General features: G+C 72.6%; 16 protein-coding genes. 9 read left to right on the top strand and 7 right to left on the bottom strand.

Annotation, left to right across the window (positions count from 1 at the left end):
- Window positions 1-55: 55 nt before the first annotated feature.
- The 3 genes from ABD194_RS02540 to ABD194_RS02530 form a co-directional block, all read right to left on the bottom strand.
- A complete protein-coding gene (locus tag ABD194_RS02540) occupies window positions 56-415 on the bottom strand; it encodes an NADH-quinone oxidoreductase subunit A (RefSeq protein WP_020145018.1) in 360 nt (119 codons plus the stop codon).
- Window positions 416-542: 127 nt separating this feature from the next.
- Window positions 543-1,862, bottom strand: coding sequence for a geranylgeranyl reductase family protein (locus ABD194_RS02535; protein ID WP_343987010.1), 1,320 nt, complete (start codon window positions 1,860-1,862; stop codon window positions 543-545).
- 191 nt (window positions 1,863-2,053) lie between these two features.
- Window positions 2,054-2,746, bottom strand: coding sequence for a demethylmenaquinone methyltransferase (locus tag ABD194_RS02530; protein WP_343987008.1), 693 nt, complete (start codon window positions 2,744-2,746; stop codon window positions 2,054-2,056).
- A gap of 68 nt (window positions 2,747-2,814) precedes the next feature.
- Between ABD194_RS02530 and ABD194_RS02525 the strand changes: the two genes are divergently transcribed.
- Both ABD194_RS02525 and menD read left to right on the top strand, forming a co-directional pair.
- Window positions 2,815-4,110: an isochorismate synthase gene (locus ABD194_RS02525; protein WP_343987005.1), complete on the top strand. Its 1,296-nt coding sequence runs from the start codon at window positions 2,815-2,817 to the stop codon at window positions 4,108-4,110.
- A gap of 10 nt (window positions 4,111-4,120) precedes the next feature.
- Entirely contained in the window at window positions 4,121-5,842 is a 1,722-nt protein-coding gene (gene menD / locus ABD194_RS02520) for a 2-succinyl-5-enolpyruvyl-6-hydroxy-3-cyclohexene-1-carboxylic-acid synthase (RefSeq protein ID WP_343987002.1), read from the top strand.
- 18 nt (window positions 5,843-5,860) lie between these two features.
- Here menD and ABD194_RS02515 read toward each other — a convergent pair whose 3' ends face one another.
- On the bottom strand, window positions 5,861-6,148 hold the full coding sequence (locus ABD194_RS02515; RefSeq protein WP_343986999.1) for a DUF6188 family protein: 288 nt from the start codon (window positions 6,146-6,148) through the stop codon (window positions 5,861-5,863).
- Between the two features lie 350 nt (window positions 6,149-6,498).
- Between ABD194_RS02515 and ABD194_RS02510 the strand changes: the two genes are divergently transcribed.
- On the top strand, window positions 6,499-6,837 hold the full coding sequence (locus tag ABD194_RS02510; protein WP_343986997.1) for a hypothetical protein: 339 nt from the start codon (window positions 6,499-6,501) through the stop codon (window positions 6,835-6,837).
- Window positions 6,838-7,063: 226 nt separating this feature from the next.
- On the opposite strand, the gene ABD194_RS02505 is transcribed toward ABD194_RS02510, so the two are convergent.
- Window positions 7,064-8,068 (bottom strand): o-succinylbenzoate synthase, encoded by a 1,005-nt coding sequence (locus tag ABD194_RS02505; protein ID WP_343986994.1) that lies wholly within the window; start codon window positions 8,066-8,068, stop codon window positions 7,064-7,066.
- 29 nt (window positions 8,069-8,097) lie between these two features.
- Window positions 8,098-8,601, bottom strand: coding sequence for an NUDIX hydrolase (locus ABD194_RS02500; RefSeq protein WP_343986991.1), 504 nt, complete (start codon window positions 8,599-8,601; stop codon window positions 8,098-8,100).
- A gap of 45 nt (window positions 8,602-8,646) precedes the next feature.
- On the opposite strand from ABD194_RS02500, the gene ABD194_RS02495 reads away from it, so the two are divergent.
- The 6 genes from ABD194_RS02495 to ABD194_RS02470 all read left to right on the top strand — a co-directional run bounded on the left by ABD194_RS02495 (window position 8,647) and on the right by ABD194_RS02470 (window position 14,848).
- The gene (locus tag ABD194_RS02495; protein WP_343986988.1) at window positions 8,647-9,606 is read left to right on the top strand and encodes a 1,4-dihydroxy-2-naphthoyl-CoA synthase; all 960 of its coding nucleotides are present in this window, start codon (window positions 8,647-8,649) and stop codon (window positions 9,604-9,606) included.
- 103 nt (window positions 9,607-9,709) lie between these two features.
- Window positions 9,710-11,149, top strand: a complete 1,440-nt coding sequence (locus ABD194_RS02490) for an MFS transporter (protein WP_343986985.1) — start codon at window positions 9,710-9,712, stop codon at window positions 11,147-11,149.
- Complete coding sequence (gene menE / locus ABD194_RS02485; RefSeq protein ID WP_343986982.1) at window positions 11,149-12,333, top strand: o-succinylbenzoate--CoA ligase; 1,185 nt, start codon at window positions 11,149-11,151, stop codon at window positions 12,331-12,333. The genes ABD194_RS02490 and menE overlap by 1 nt, the downstream gene beginning before the upstream one ends.
- An 11-nt stretch (window positions 12,334-12,344) precedes the next feature.
- Complete coding sequence (locus tag ABD194_RS02480; RefSeq protein WP_343986979.1) at window positions 12,345-12,668, top strand: PLD nuclease N-terminal domain-containing protein; 324 nt, start codon at window positions 12,345-12,347, stop codon at window positions 12,666-12,668.
- Window positions 12,669-12,688: 20 nt separating this feature from the next.
- The gene (locus tag ABD194_RS02475) at window positions 12,689-13,564 is read left to right on the top strand and encodes a 1,4-dihydroxy-2-naphthoate polyprenyltransferase (RefSeq protein WP_343986976.1); all 876 of its coding nucleotides are present in this window, start codon (window positions 12,689-12,691) and stop codon (window positions 13,562-13,564) included.
- Window positions 13,565-13,624: 60 nt separating this feature from the next.
- A complete protein-coding gene (locus tag ABD194_RS02470; RefSeq protein WP_343986973.1) occupies window positions 13,625-14,848 on the top strand; it encodes a flavin-containing monooxygenase in 1,224 nt (407 codons plus the stop codon).
- 82 nt (window positions 14,849-14,930) lie between these two features.
- Here the strand turns inward: ABD194_RS02470 and ABD194_RS02465 are convergent, their stop codons facing one another.
- On the bottom strand, window positions 14,931-15,242 hold the full coding sequence (locus tag ABD194_RS02465; protein WP_343986970.1) for a DUF4229 domain-containing protein: 312 nt from the start codon (window positions 15,240-15,242) through the stop codon (window positions 14,931-14,933).
- Window position 15,243: the final 1 nt, after the last annotated feature.

The raw sequence follows: 15,243 nt of genomic DNA, 5'->3' as shown, positions 1-15,243 counted from the left end.
ACTTTCCTGACGGACCCGGTGGACGCGTGCCGCTCGGGGCGGCTGGCCCGTGGGGTCAGTCCCACTCCAGGCCGCCGCGACGCCACACGTAGGCGTACGCGACGAAGACCGTGAGGATGAACAGGACCATCTCGACCAGCGCGAAGAGGCCGAGCTTGTTGAAGGCCACTGCGAACGGATAGAGGAAGACCGACTCGATGTCGAAGATGATGAAGAGCATCGCCGTCAGGTAGTACTTGATCGGCACACGTCCACCACCCGCGGCTTGCGGCGTCGGCTGGATGCCGCACTCGTAGGCCTCGAGCTTGGCGCGGTTGTAGCGCTTGGGCCCGACGACGAGGGAGGTGAAGACCGACAGCGCGGCGAACGCGAAGCCGAGCCCCAGCATGAACAGGATCGGGACGTAGGAGTTCATCCGAGGTCACGTGCCTTTCGGTCGTGCGTGAAGTGCGAAGCGGGGGCGCAGGTTCGTGGCGCACCCATCCTAGGGGCGTGCGTGACGATTGTGCTCGGCGTCACAAGGCGGTCGGCAGGGGGGTGGCTCATGCGCTCGGGGCCAGTCGCGAGAGCGTCGTGATGAGGCGGTCCGTCGCGTTCCTGCTCATCGGGTCGGCGAGGTTGGCCATGATCTTGAGCAGGAGCGGCATGAGCTTCGTGCGGGGCAGGCCGTACTTCGTCGCGAGGCGCATCACCTCGGGGTTGCCGATGGCGTGGGCGAACCAGCGACCGAGCGTGAAGTAGCCGCCGAGCTCGTCCTTCATCACCTTCGGGTATGCCGCGAGCACCCTCTCGCGCTCGGCGTCGCTCGGGCGCGCCATCGCCTGGGCGACGAGCTCGGCACCGACCCGGGCGGCCTCGAGGGCGTAGTCGATGCCCTCGCCGTTGAAGGGGTTGACCATGCCCCCGGAGTCACCGACGAGGAGCAGGCCGTCGGCATACAGCGGGGTGCGGTTGAAGCCCATCGGGAGGGCGGCGCCGCGGATGGGGCCGGACGACTCGTCGTGCTCGAGCTGCCACTCCGGGTTGATGTCCTCGACCCAGCGCCGCATGACGTCCTTGTAGTCGGTCTTCTGGAAGGCCGAGGTGGTGTCGAGGGTGCCGAGGCCGACGTTGGTGCGGCCGTCCTCGAGCGGGAAGAGCCAGCCGTAGCCCGGCATGAGGATGCGGTTGCCGTCGTCGTCACGGCTCCACAGCTCGAGGTGGCTCTCGAGGTAGTCGTCGCGCTTGGGCGTCGTGTAGTACGCGCGGACGGCCACGCCCATGACGCGGTCCTCGCGCTTGGGCCGGCCCACGGCCGTCGCGAGGCGCGAGGAGACGCCGTCGCTCGCGACGACGACGGGCGAGCGGTAGGTGACGGTCTCGCCCGTGGGGCGGCCGGCGTCGTCGAGGCGCTTGGCGCTGACACCGGTGACCCGGCCGGACGAGTCGTGCAGCGGGGCGGTGACGCTGGTGCGCTCCTGGAGCAGCGCGCCCCTGCGCTCGGCGTGGCGGGCGAGAGCCTCGTCGAGCTGGGCGCGGGTGCGGACCATGCCGTAGCCGGGGAACGCCCCGGACTCGGGCCAGTCGAGCTGCAGCGTGTGGCCGCCGCCCTTGATGCGCAGGCCCTTGGTGCGCTGCCAGCCGGTCGTGTCGATGCCGAGGGAGATGAGCTCCTTGGTGGCGCGGGGGGTCAGGCCATCGCCGCAGATCTTGTCGCGCGGGAAGGCCGACTTCTCCAGGAGCACCACGTCGAGGCCGTGGTCCGCGAGGTACGCGGCCGTTGCGCTGCCACCCGGACCGGCACCGACGACGACGACGTCGGCCCGCTCGACGGGCGCATCGCCACCCCGTGAGGGGCTGGGCGCGACGCTCGAACTGGACATGTCTCCCTGCACGCTTCCGAACCGCTTGTGAAGATCTTCACGAACTCTCCGGGAAGTGTATGCCCGCATTTTCCTCACTGTCAGATAAGGCATACCTAACTCTGCACACGGGAGCTCACGGCCGCGAGCGGCCGCCGCCCCGTGGACCACCGACACCCTGCACACGGCATACGCCGCCTCGGGGTGCAGGGTCAGCGCTTGGTGCCGTGGTGCAGCGCGACGATCCCGCCGGTGAGGTTGGTCCAGCCGACCTGCTGCCAGCCGGCCGCCTCGATGATGCGGGCGAGCTCGCCCTGCGGCGGCCAGGCGCGGATCGACTCGGCCAGGTAGACGTAGGAGTCGGGGTTGCTCGACGTCCGACGCGCCACCGGCGGCAGCGCCCGCATGAGGTAGTTCGTGTAGACGGTGCGGAAGGCCTTGTTGACCGGCTGGCTGAACTCGCACACCAGCAGCCGGCCGCCGGACTTCGTGACGCGGAGGAACTCGCGCAGCGCCGTCGCCGGGTCGGCGACGTTGCGCAGGCCGAAGCTCATCGTCACGACGTCGAAGCTCTCGTCGGCGAAGGGCAGCCTCATCGCGTCGGCCGCGGTGAAGGCCATGTCGGGACGGCGGCGGCGGCCGACCCGGAGCATCCCGAGCGAGAAGTCGGCCGGGACGACCTCGATCTCCTGGTCGGCCCACGGCTCGCTGGACGTGCCGGTGCCGGCCGCGATGTCGAGGACGCGCTCCCCAGGCGTGGCGTCCACGGCCTTGACGACGGCCCGGCGCCACAAGCGGTCCTGCCCGAGCGAGAGCACGTCGTTGGTCACGTCGTACTTCTCGGCGACGGTGTCGAACATCGACGCGACGTCGACCGGCTTCTTGTCCAGCTGCGCACGGCTCATGCGCCCATCCTCGCACCACGGGTGACCACGGCCGGTGCGGGCGCGGCCCCGCCGTAGAGTTGCAGACGATGTCCACGCTCCCAGCCCCCGATGCGCCGTCGCCCGCCGCGGGACCATCGGTCGTCGTCCGTACGGTGCCGATCGACGCCGACCACCCGCTGCTGGCCTACCTGCCCGCGGGACTGCCGCACGACGAGCTGCTCTCGTGGGTGCGCCGCGGCGAGGGGCTGGTCGGGTGGGGCGCCGCCCTGACGTTCGAGGCGGCCGGCGAGGGACGCTTCCGGGAGGCGGAGGCCTGGTGGGGCGAGCTGACCCGTCGCGCGGTCGTCCGCGACGACGTGCACCGCGCGGGCAGCGGACTGGTCTGCTTCGGCTCCTTCCCCTTCGCCTCGGACTCGGCCGAGCAGGCGCGTCTCGTCGTGCCGTCGACGATCGTCGGTCGCCGTGACGGCCACACCTGGCTGACGACCGTGTCGCTGGAGCCGCAGCTCTCGATCCTCGAGGATCCCTCTGTCGCAGGCGATCCGGAGCCGCCTGTCGACGTCGCCTTCGCCGACGGCGCCGTCTCCCCCGCCGACTACGCCCATGCCGTCGCCGAGGCGGTGCAGCGCATCGCCGCCGGCGAGGTGGACAAGGTCGTCCTCGCCCGCGACCTCGTGGCCACCGCCTCCGCGCCCATCGACCCCCGGTGGCTGCTGCGCCGCCTCGCCGAGCGCTACGAGAACACGTGGGTCTTCTCGGTCGCGGGCCTCGTCGGTGCCACGCCGGAGCTGCTCGTGCGCCGCGACAAGGGCCTGATCACCTCGCGCGTGCTCGCCGGCACGATCCGCCGCACGGGGGACGACGCGAAGGACCTCGCCCTGGCGGCGTCGTTGGCCCGCTCGTCCAAGGACCTCGAGGAGCACGAGTACGCCGTGCGCTCGGTCGCGGAGGCACTGGCCCCCCACTGCTCGTCGATGAACGTGCCCGAGGCGCCCTTCGTGCTCCACCTGCCCAACGTCATGCACCTTGCCACCGACGTCGCGGCCGTGAGCGCCGACGACGCCTCCTCGCTCACCCTGGCCGCCGCGCTGCACCCCTCGGCCGCGGTCGGCGGCACCCCGACGGCCCGCGCCGTCGAGCTGATCGCCGAGCTCGAGCACATGGACCGTGGCCGCTACGCCGGGCCGGTCGGCTGGATGGACGCCCACGGTGACGGCGCGTGGGGCATCGCCCTGCGCAGCGGGGCGCTCGACCCGCAGGACTCGTCCCAGATCACGCTGTATGCCGGGTGCGGCATCGTCGCGGGGTCGGACCCCGAGTCAGAGGTGGCGGAGTCCGACGCCAAGCTCGTGCCGATGCGCGACGCGCTGACCAGCCGGTGAGGGCGCGACCGTGACCGGCGAGCGGACCGCGAGCGGGCTGGCCCTGGAGGTCCTGCAGCAGCTGTGGCTGGGCGGCGTGCGCGACGTCGTGCTCTGCCCCGGCTCACGCTCGGCCCCGTTCGCCCTGGCCCTCGACTCCGCCGACCGCTCCGGCGACCTGCGCCTGCACGTGCGGGTGGACGAGCGCTCTGCCGGCTTCCTCGCGCTCGGGCTCTCGACGGGCTCCCGGCGTCCCGTCGCAGTTGTCACGACCTCCGGCACCGCCGTCGGCAACCTGTTGCCGGCGGTCATGGAGGCGCACCACACCGGACGGCGGATCGTCGTCGTCAGCGCCGACCGCCCCGAACGGCTGCGCGGCACCGGCGCCAACCAGACGACCGTGCAGGCCGGAATCTTCGGGACCTTCGCGCGGTGCCACGACGTGACGGCCGGAGTCGCGGTCGATGGGTTGAGCAGCCTTGTGGCGCAAGCCTGCTCGGGCGCGGGACCGACACAGCTGAACGTCCAGCTCGACGGCGACCTCACGCCCCCCGACCCTGACCCCCTCACCTGGTGGCACCGTCCCGACAACCGCGCCACGGCGCAGTTGCGGCAGGCGGGAGATGTCGGGGTCCAGCCGTCCGTGTCGGTGCCGACCGACGGGGAGCCGCTGCCCCTGGGGCCGCGCACCGTGGTGGTGGCCGGTGACGACGCCGGGCCGGCCGCGCGGATGCTCGCCGAGGCCGCCGGCTGGCCCCTCGTCGCGGAGCCGACCTCAGGAGCGCGCATCGGCCGCCAGGCGCTGCGCACCGGCCGGCTCCTGCTCACCACCGCCCTGCGTGACGAGGTCGAGCGCGTCGTCGTCATCGGGCACCCCACCCTGTCGCGTCCGGTCACCGGCCTCATCAGCGACTCCGCCCTCGAGGTCCTGTCGGTCCGGGGCCGCAGCGGCGTGGCCACCGACCCGGGCCGGGTCGCCCGGGTGCTGGACGTCGTGCCGCGCGTCGAGGCGCCCGAGGACCCGACGTGGTTCCGCCGGTGGCAGGCCGCTGACGAGCGGCTGTCGCAGCTCATCGACTCGGGTCTCGCTGCGGCGCAAGGAGACTCCCCTCGAGCCTCCGGCGCGCCGGACCTCTCTCCACTGGCCGTTGCGGCCGTCGTCGGAGCTGCCGTCGGGGCCCACACCACGCTCGTGGTCGGGTCGTCGAACCCCGTGCGCGACCTCGACGTCATGGCCACCCCCTGGCCGGCGCTCGAGCACCGCTTCGTCGTCGGCAACCGCGGCCTCGCGGGCATCGACGGGATGGTCTCCACCGCGGTCGGCATCGCGCTCGGTCGCCCTCGGGCGGCCCGCACCATCGCCTACCTCGGCGACCTGACCTTCCTGCACGACACGAACGGCCTGATGGTCGGGCCGAGCGAGCCGCGTCCCGACCTCACCCTCGTGGTGCTCAACGACGACGGCGGCGCGATCTTCAGCACCCTCGAGCAGGGCGGCCGGCGCTATGCCGACGCCTTCGAGCGGGTCTTCGCGACGCCGCACGGCACCGACCTCGCGGCGTTGTGCGCGGCGCACCACACGGCATACGAACGCGTCGACGACCTCGGCCGCCTGGCGGAGGCGCTTGCCGAGTCGCCCTCGGGCGCAAGGGTGCTCGAGGTCCGCGTCTCGAGGGCGGACCGTCGCGCCGAGGCGGCGTGGCTCCGGCAGCTGGCCGAACAGGCCGTGCCGGGTGACGACCCGAGTCGCTGATCCCGCGGCGCTGGGTCGTCAGCCGGTCGAGGCGGGCCAGCTCGCCAGCTCGCCGCCCGGCATGCAGACGATGCGCTCGCCGTGCGGACCCGTGATCTGCCACGCCTCGTAGTCGTCCGCAGCCCGCACGCTCAGCTCGGCATCTGCGAAGTTGACGGCCAGGTGACCCTCCCTGGGCACGAGCACCTCGCGAATCTCGGCGCCCACGAGGGCCGCCAGCGCCTCGGGCAGCTCCTCCTGCGGGGTGCCCGTGTCGATCGTCTGCATGCCTATAGAACGGCACAGATAGGTGGCGTTCGGACGCACGGAGCGTGCCTGTCGGGGACTCTTGTCGGCGGCGGCCTTGCCTCGACTCCAGCGGGCTGGCCCTGCTCGTTGAAGAACCGCACGGAAGCCGTCAGGGGTAGCGCGACGCCGCCGTGACGCGCACCAACTTCGCACACTCGGGTGGGCCTCTCGACGCCCGGCGGCCGGGGGTGCGTTTAGTGCTTGTAGGTGCCCGCCGCAACTTGGACGCCGTGGCCCTGCACGTTGACGCAAGAGCCAAGGAGTCTTGTTGCGTCGCGGATCGCGCGCGGTCAGGCTGCGCTCACCAACTCATGTACAGAGGGGAATTCGTTATGAGAATGCGAGCAATCGCGGCCGCAGGTGCGCTGATGATCTCGGGGTTCGCGCTCGGCGCGCCTACGGCAGATGCAGCCACTACGTGCCGTCCGGTGAACTCGATCTACAAGCCGACGGCGACGACAGTCGCGATTCAGTACGGCATCGAGTGCGGAGGTCCTGTGAAGGACATCTATGTCGAGGGCTTCACGCAGCGCAACGGAGTCCAGATCGACGCCAACCACGTCAAGTGCTTCGACAAGCAGATGTGCTATACGGGGAACAGGATCTACTCCGACCCCGCAGGCCTTCAGAACTACCAGCAGTCGACCGGCGGCGTATGGAATGGAATCAACCGCGTACTTCCGGTCGGTACCGGCGCCTACCTCTAGGAGCTGTCTCTCCGGTTCCACGAAGGAACGGAGACGCCCATCTCGACTGCCAGCCCCGCGCGACCGTCTCCATCGAGGCGGTCGCGTGGGACCCGCTCTCGCACCTCTCGCGCCGCTACTCGATGCAGCCCGCAGGCGGTCAGCCGTTGATGCTCCCCGCCGGGCCTGCGCTGCTCTCACATCCGCGGACCAAGTGGTGATCGGGCTTCCGCCTGGTCGTGACTGATCATCGGCCGCTGCCTCGCGCGAGCAGGGCGTGGCAGCGCACGAGCCGGTCGCGCCACCACTGCTGCCGGTCAGGTGGGGCCGCGAGCGCGAAGAGTGCCTCGGGGTCCGGCACCGCGCGACCCGCCGTGAGGAGACCGCCGGCCGGCCGCAACGGGGCCGCCGACACGTCGCGTTCGAAGAGGCCCACCGTGCCCAGCCCACAGGCATGGTCCAGCTCTGGCAGCGCGGCCGCGAGGGCCACGCCCGCGGCGATGCCGACACTCGTGTCGAGGGCCGACGACACCACTGCCGGCAGGCCGCACGCAGCGACGACCTCGAGCGCGGCCGCCACACCGCCGAGCGGAGCGACCTTGACCACGACGACGTCGGCCGCGCCGAGCCGCGCCACCCGGATCGGGTCCTCGGCCTTGCGGATCGACTCGTCCGCAGCGATGGGGACGTCGATCCCGTTGCGCGCCAGCGCAGTCCGCAGCTCGACGAGCTCCTCGACGGTGGCGCACGGCTGCTCGGCGTACTCCAGGTCGAATGCCGTCAGCCGCCTCAGCGCCTCCGTGGCCGTCTCGACGTCCCACCCGCCGTTGGCGTCGACCCTGACGCGCGCCGACGGCCCCATCGCCGACCTGACCGCAGCGACCCGGTCGACGTCGTCGTCGAGGGTCTGGCCGCGTTCGGCGACCTTGACCTTCGCGGTGGTGCACCCGTCGAAGCGCGCGAGGACCTCCGGCACGCGGTCGGGGCCGACGGCAGGGACGGTCGCGTTGACCGGCACGGCGTCGCGCACCGGAGCCGGCCACACGGCATACGCTCCCTCGATCGCGGCGGAGAGCCAGCGCGCGGACTCGGGGTCGGCGTACTCGACGAAGGGGCTGAACTCGCCCCAGCCCGAGGGGCCCTCGAGCAGCAGGGCCTCGCGCACGTCGACGCCGCGGAAGCGCACGCGCATCGGCAGCGCGACGACGTGCGTCCGCGCGAGCAGCTCGTCGACCGGGGGCAGGGTCGTCATGCGCCCATCATCCCCGACCCGGTGAGTGCTCACTCGAACGGTGCGGCCCCGAGGCGGACGTCGGTGGGGTTCTCGACGGCGACCGTGATGCGGTCGCGGTGCCACTGCGTCATGGGCGGCAGCCTGTCGAGCGGGAACCAGCCGGCCTCCGTCGACTCGTCGTCGCCGGGGCGGGGCTCTCCCGACTGCCAGCGGCAGCGGAAGGTGTGGTCGACGTACTGCGCGCGGTCACCGTTGGGGTAGGTCACGACCCGCGTGGTCGAGACCCACACGAGCCGCTCCACCTCGGCGACGACGCACGCCTCCTCCTGCACCTCGCGAACCGCGGTGACGTGCGGCTCCTCCCCCGGGTCGACGATGCCGGTGACGGGGGTCCAGGCGCCGTTGTCGGAGCGCCGCACCAGCAGCACCTCGTCCGGGCTGCCCAGGCCGCCCCGCCCCTGGCGCAGGACGACCGCCGTCACGCCCGGCATCCAGAGCAGCTCGCGACCCACCATCGTGCGCAGGTGGGCGACGTAGGGAGGGATCGGCATACGGCCGACCCTAACCCGGTGGAAGGGCGCGGATAGGGTCGGCTCGTGAGCAGCGAGCCGAGCCAGAACGCCGTGTCCGAGATCTTCGAGCCGAGCGAGTGGGCGCCGGTCGAGGGCTTCGACCTCACCGACATCACCTACCACCGGCGCCAGCCCGTGGCGGGCCGCCCGCACGCCGAGTCCGGGGTCGTGCGGATCGCGTTCAACCGGCCCGAGGTGCTCAACGCGTTCCGTCCCCACACCGTCGACGAGCTCTATCGCGCGCTCGACCACGCCCGGATGACGCCCGACGTCGGCGTCGTGCTCCTCACCGGCAACGGGCCCAGCCCCAAAGACGGCAAGTGGGCCTTCTGCTCGGGCGGCGACCAGCGCATCCGCGGCCGCTCCGGCTACCAGTACGCCGAGGGGGAGACCGCCGACACCGTCGACGAGGCGCGCGTCAAGGCGCAGGGCGGCCGCCTGCACATCCTCGAGGTGCAGCGACTCATCCGCACCATGCCCAAGGTCGTCATCGCCGTCGTGAACGGGTGGGCGGCCGGTGGCGGCCACTCCCTCCACGTCGTCTGCGACCTCACCATCGCCAGCCGCGAGCACGCCCGGTTCAAGCAGACCGACGCCGACGTGGGCAGCTTCGACGCCGGCTACGGCAGCGCCTACCTCGCCAAGATGGTCGGCCAGAAGTTCGCCCGCGAGATCTTCTTCCTCGGGCGCACCTACTCCGCCGAGGACATGCAGCGCATGGGCGCCGTCAACCTCGTCGCCGACCACGCCGACCTCGAGAAGGAGGCGCTGCAGGTCGCGGCCGAGATCATGGGCAAGAGCCCCCAGGCCCAGCGCATGCTCAAGTTCGCCTTCAACCTCACCGACGACGGCCTCATGGGCCAGCAGGTCTTCGCCGGCGAGGCCACCCGCCTCGCGTACATGACCGACGAGGCGGTCGAGGGTCGCGACCAGTTCCTCGAGAAGCGCGAGCCCGACTGGTCGCCCTTCCCCTGGTACTTCTGAGCACCGCTTGCGTCTGCCGTCCCGCCGGCGTCGCTGACCGCCCTCGCCGGGTGCCCGACGCGTCACCGCCACCGGTGACACCGTGACGAGGCAGGATGTTGCCGTGCACTCCAGCGACGACCGCCACGCCAGGGCGGGCTGGCGTGCTCGGGGTCTGGGGCGCGGTCTCGGTCGGGGTGTCGGTCGCGCCGCCTCCAGCACGGCTCGGGCCAGCGCCCGCACCGGGCGCTTCGCCGCGGCGAAGGTGCACGCGTACACGCACTCCGGCGGTGCCGGGGAGAGCGGGCTGGCCCGGTTGACGGAGCTGCACGGCAGCCACACGGCCGGCGACACCGTCATGACGCTCGCCTTGGCCGGCACGCTGTTCTTCAACCCGCAGACCGCGCAGGCCCGCAGCGGCGTCGCCACCTTCCTGCTGCTGACGATGGTGCCCTTCGTCCTCGTCGCGCCCCTGATCGGGCCCCTGCTCGACCGTTTCTCGCACGGGCGGCGCTGGGCCATCGGCACGACCCTCGCCGTCCGGGCCTTCCTCTGCTGGGTGCTCGCCGACGCCATCAGCACCGACAGCACGTGGCTCTTCCCGGCGGCGCTCGGCTGCCTGGTGGCCTCACGCGCCTACACGATCACGCGGGCCGCCGCCGTCCCACGCCTGCTGCCGCCCGGCACGACCCTCGTCAAGGCCAACTCGCGTGTCTCCATGGCCGGCGTCGTCGGGGCGGTGGTCGGCGGCGCCCTCGGTGGTCTCGCGATGCTGGCCGGCCCGGCCTGGGCGCTGCGCGTGGCATTCGCCGTCTTCGTCTTCGCCACCGTGCAGGCCATCCGCCTCCCGGCGCGCGTCGACTCCTCGGCCGGCGAGCTCTCGATCGACGACACCGTGCCGATCCGCGTCGGCGCGGGCCGCGACGCGCTGACGGTCGACTCCCTCGGGCCGATCGGGCGTTTCCGCCGGCGCAAGCAGGCGATCCCGTGGCCGGTGATGCACGCCCTGTGGTCGACCGGCGGCACCCGGGTGCTCACCGGCTTCCTCATCCTGTTCCTGGCCTTCCTCGCCAAGGAGCACCCGATCGACGGCATCCGCGGCGAGGTCGTCCTCGCCCTCGTCGCGGTGGCCATCGGCGTCGGCAACGGCCTGGGCAGCGTCCTCGGCAACGTCGTGCGCGACCAGCGGCCCGAACGCATCGCCATGGTGTCCGTGCTCGCCGCCACGCTCTGCTGCATCGCGACCGGGATCTGGTACGGCGTCTGGACCCTCGTCCTGCTCGGCTTCGTCCAGGGCCTGTCGGCGCAGCTGTCCAAGCTGTGCTTCGACGCCCTCGTGCAGCGCGACGTCCCCGAGAACGTCCGCACGTCGGTCTTCGCCTGGTCCGAGACGATGCTGCAGGTCCTCTGGGTCCTCGGCGGCGCCCTCGGCATCGTGCTGCCCCTCAACCCCTACATCGGCTTCCCGGTCTGCGCCGCCGTCCTCCTCTGGACCGTCGTCATGGCGGCCCGGCAGCGCCGGCGACCCGAGCCCACCGCACCACCGAGAGCGAGACCCGCCTGATGGCCGCCCCCTCCCCCCGCCCGCTCGCGATCCCCGCCGGACCGGACGTCCTCGACGTGCTCCCCGCCCTCGAGGCCGCGCTGGGCGGCCACGCCCCTGTGCTGCCGTATGCCGCCGGCGACCCGCCGCCCACCGTGCCGTCCCACGACCCGGCCGACCTGCCCGACGGGCTGGCGGTCGCCATCGGGACCTCCGGTTCCACCGGTCGGCCCAAGCGCGCGCTGCTGACGGCCGAGGCCCTCGACCGGTCGGCGTGGGCCACCCACCAGGTGCTCGGGGGCAGTGGCGCCTGGCTGCTCGCCATGCCGGCGCACCACATCGCCGGCCTGCAGGTCCTGCTGCGCTCGCTGGCCGCCGGTGTCACCCCGACCGTGCTCGACCTGGGTGCCGGCTTCTCGGTGGAGGGCTTCGCCGCGGCGGCCGGCCGGGTGCGGCCGACCCGGGCGGCGCCCCGCCGCTACACCGCCCTCGTGCCCACGCAGCTCTCACGCCTCGTCGACGACCGGGCCGGCGCCGAGGCCCTGCGCACCTTCGACGGCGTGCTCGTCGGCGGTGCAGCCACGCCCCGCGCCCTCGTCGAGCGGGCCCGGGCGCTGGGGATCGTCCTCAGCCTCACCTACGGGATGAGCGAGACGGCCGGCGGCTGTGTCTACGACGGGGTCCCGCTGCCGGTCAGTCGCGTCCACGTCGACAACGACCGCCACGTGGTCCTCGGCGGCGACACCCTGGCCCACGGCTACCTCGGGGAGCCGGGACTCACCCGCGACGCCTTCACGACCGACCCCGACGGCGTGCGCTGGTTCCGCACCGACGACCTGGGGCACCTCGACGACGACGGCCACCTCGTCATCGACGGCCGCGCCGACGACGTCATCAACACCGGCGGCCTGAAGGTCAACCCCGGGGTCGTCGAGGACGCGATCAGCCGCCACCTGCACGACGTCCTCGACGTCGTCGTGCTGGGCGTGCCCGACCCGGAGTGGGGCGAGTCCGTGTGCGCGGCAGTGACGCTGGTGGACCCGAGCCGCACGCTCACCACGCGGGAGGTCCGGGAGCGGCTTCGCGGCATACTCCCAGACACCGCGTTGCCGCGGCTGGTGGCGGTGCTCGACGCGATCCCGCAGCGCGGCCCCGGCAAGCCCGACCGCGCCGCCATCCGACGGAGGGTCGGAGAGCGCGCCTGAGCGGTGGCAAGATGGGGGTGCCCCACCTGCCGAAGGAGATCACCGTGCTGCGCGTCGCGTTCGTCGCCCTCGTGGTCTTCGCATCGATCTACGCCGTGGTCGACTGCCTGCAGACCGACCGGCGGCTGGTGCGGATCATGCCCAAGGCGGTGTGGATCCTGGCGGCCCTCGTCCCGGTGGTCGGGCCCGTCTTCTGGCTCGTGGCCGGGCGCACCGACGCCCGGGGCGGTCCCCGGCGCGCACCGCGTGGGCCGCGTGGGCCGCGCGGCCCGGGCCGGCAGCCGCCGGGACCCCGCGGACCCGACGACGACCCCGACTTCCTCCGCAAGCTGTAGAAGGACGCCCCGAGAACCCCATGGCCACCCTGTCCCAGTGGATCGAGGGCGCTCGCCCCCGCACCCTGCCCGCCGCCGTCTCCCCCATCCTCGTCGGCACCGGCGCCGCCTACCAGACCGGTCACGTCGTCTGGGCGTATGCCGTGCTCGCCCTTGTCGTCGCCCTCGCCCTGCAGGTCGGGGTGAACTACGCCAACGACTACTCCGACGGCATTCGCGGCACCGACGAGGTCCGCGTGGGGCCGGTGCGGCTCGTGGGCCAGCGCCTCGCGGCCCCCCGCTCCGTCAAGTTCGCAGCCTTCGCCTGCTTCTTCTTCGCCGGCCTGATGGGCCTGGCCCTCGTCGGGCTCTCGGGGCTGTGGATCATGATCCCGATCGGCGCGGCCGCCATCATCGCCGCGTGGTACTACACCGGCGGCTCCCGCCCCTACGGCTACCTCGGCCTCGGCGAGCTCTTCGTCTTCGTCTTCTTCGGACTCGTGGCGACGCTCGGCACGATGGCCACCATGACGCCTCCCACGGCCGCCGGCTGGTGGGGCGCCATCGGAGTCGGCTCGCTCTCCTCGGCGATCCTCGTGGCCAACAACCTGCGCGACGTCCCCACCGACCGGCAGCACGGCAAGCTCACCCTCGCCGTCCGGATGGGCGAGCCGGCGACCCGCGTCTTCTACCTGGCCCTCATCGCCGTCGCCTTCGTCATGACCGGCCTGGCGTCCTTCACCTCGCCGTGGGCGCTGCTCGCCCTGCTGGCTGCGCCGCTCGTCGTGCGGCCGGTCCAGGCCGTGGTGGGCAGGGCCACCGGGCGCGGGCTGATCCCGGCGCTGGCCGGCACCGGTCAGTTCCTGCTCGCCTGGTCGCTGCTGCTGGCGATCGGCCTCGCCCTCGGACGCGCCTGACCGACCGGCCGTTCAGACCGTTTCGCTGCCCGGGACGGTCGCAGGTGCCACGGTGGACGCGTGGTCGAGGAGATCGACGTCGTCGTCATCGGGGGCGGTCAGGCGGGGCTCGCGACGAGCCACGAGCTGGACCAGCGTGGCGTCGACCACGTCGTCCTCGAGGCGAGAGAGCCCGGGTCGTCGTGGCTCGACCGGTGGGACAGCTTCACGCTCGTCGGGCCGAACCACACCGTCCGCCTACCGGGAGCGGCCTATGACGGGGACGACCCCGGCGGCTTCATGACCCGCACGGAGGTGGCCGGGCACCTGAAGGCGTACGCCGGCCGGCTCGGTCGGGTGCGCGAGGGCGTCCCCGTGCACCGACTGCGCAGAGCCGACGGGGCGTTCGAGCTGCGCACCGACGACGAGACGGTCCGCAGCCGTGTCGTCGTCGTAGCCACGGGCGCCTACCAACGGCCCCTCCGACCGGCGGCCGTGGCCGGGCTCTCGCCGGACGTCCCGTGCATCGACGTCCTCGGCTACCGCAACACGGACTCGCTCCCCGACGGCGCCGTGCTCGTGGTGGGGAGCGGGCAGAGCGCGTGCCAGATCGCCGAGGAGCTCGCGCTGTCCGGGCGCGACGTCGTCATGGCGTGCGGGAGGGCTCCGTGGTTCCCGCGACGGGTCGGCGGTCGCGACCTCTTCGAGTGGCTGATGGACTCGGGCTTCTACGAGCAGACGCCTGACCAGCTGTCGAGCCCCGCAGCGCGGCACGGCGCCAACGTCCAGGCCACCGGCGCCGGCGGCGGCCACGACCTGCACTACCGGACCCTCGCGGCGCTCGGGGTGCGTCTCGTCGGGCACCTCGCCCAGATCGACGGGTACACGGCGCGCTTCGCGCCGGACCTCGCCGACGTCATCGCGGCCGGTGACGCCGGGTTCGCGCTCCTGCGCGACATCATCCAGTCCCATTGTCGCGACCGGGGCGTGGCCGTGCCCGAGATCCCGGAGCCCAGTCCGCTCGACACGTCGGCGCCCATCGCGCTCGACCTGCGCGGCTTCGGAGCGGTCGTCGTGGCGACGGGTTTCCGTTCGCGTTACAGCGAGTGGGCCGAGATCCCGGGGCTCGTCGACGAGCACGGCTTCCCGGTGCACGCCGACGGCGAGAGCGTCGTGGCGCCCGACCTGCACTTCGTCGGCGTCCACTTCCTGCGCCGGCGCCGGTCGTCGCTGCTCTTCGGCGTCGGGGACGACGCCACGGCCACGGCGACCCGCGTCGCCGCCCGCCTCGGCATCCCGGCCTGAGGGGCCGCCGGCCTAGAGGTGCGTCGAGTGCCCTGCCGGCCACACGCGTACGCCACGAGCCATGGGACGCGCGAGCCAAGGCTCAGCGGTCGGTGCTGCGAGGCTCCTGCGAGGCGTCGGCAGGGCGGCCGGCGCCTTCGTCCTCGGCGTCCTCGGCGTACTCGTCGCTCGTCGGGTCGACCTGGTGCTTGGCCTCCAGCCTGGCCTCGTGGCGCTCCATGAGCCGCGCCGTGACCTGGTCGCGCATACCGCGCAGGAGGATGTACGACGCGGCGGCGGAGGCGATCGCCGAGGCCCCCAGCAGGAGCACGGGGTTGTCGCGCAGGCCGATGAGCCAGAAGAGCAGGAGGAACCCGAAGAAGATCAGGATCCGGAGCAGGGAGTAGCGGACCACG

Source organism: Terrabacter terrae (assembly GCF_039529575.1).
Taxonomy (GTDB): Bacteria; Actinomycetota; Actinomycetes; order Actinomycetales; family Dermatophilaceae; genus Terrabacter; species Terrabacter terrae.
Note: the sequence above shows the minus strand (reverse complement) of the source record. Positions and strands in the feature narration are given on the sequence as shown.

What these genes read in the sequence shown, in the direction of transcription:
- ABD194_RS02525 (WP_343987005.1), top strand. Translation starts at nt 2,815, where the DNA reads ATGTCCACGCTCCCAGCCCCCGATGCGCCGTCGCCCGCCGCGGGACCA.
- ABD194_RS02535 (WP_343987010.1), bottom strand. Translation starts at nt 1,862, where the DNA reads ATGTCCAGTTCGAGCGTCGCGCCCAGCCCCTCACGGGGTGGCGATGCG.
- ABD194_RS02540 (WP_020145018.1), bottom strand. Translation starts at nt 415, where the DNA reads ATGAACTCCTACGTCCCGATCCTGTTCATGCTGGGGCTCGGCTTCGCG.
- ABD194_RS02500 (WP_343986991.1), bottom strand. Translation starts at nt 8,601, where the DNA reads ATGCCGATCCCTCCCTACGTCGCCCACCTGCGCACGATGGTGGGTCGC.
- ABD194_RS02475 (WP_343986976.1), top strand. Translation starts at nt 12,689, where the DNA reads ATGGCCACCCTGTCCCAGTGGATCGAGGGCGCTCGCCCCCGCACCCTG.
- ABD194_RS02480 (WP_343986979.1), top strand. Translation starts at nt 12,345, where the DNA reads ATGGGGGTGCCCCACCTGCCGAAGGAGATCACCGTGCTGCGCGTCGCG.
- ABD194_RS02510 (WP_343986997.1), top strand. Translation starts at nt 6,499, where the DNA reads ATGATCTCGGGGTTCGCGCTCGGCGCGCCTACGGCAGATGCAGCCACT.
- menE (WP_343986982.1), top strand. Translation starts at nt 11,149, where the DNA reads ATGGCCGCCCCCTCCCCCCGCCCGCTCGCGATCCCCGCCGGACCGGAC.
- ABD194_RS02505 (WP_343986994.1), bottom strand. Translation starts at nt 8,068, where the DNA reads ATGACGACCCTGCCCCCGGTCGACGAGCTGCTCGCGCGGACGCACGTC.
- ABD194_RS02530 (WP_343987008.1), bottom strand. Translation starts at nt 2,746, where the DNA reads ATGAGCCGTGCGCAGCTGGACAAGAAGCCGGTCGACGTCGCGTCGATG.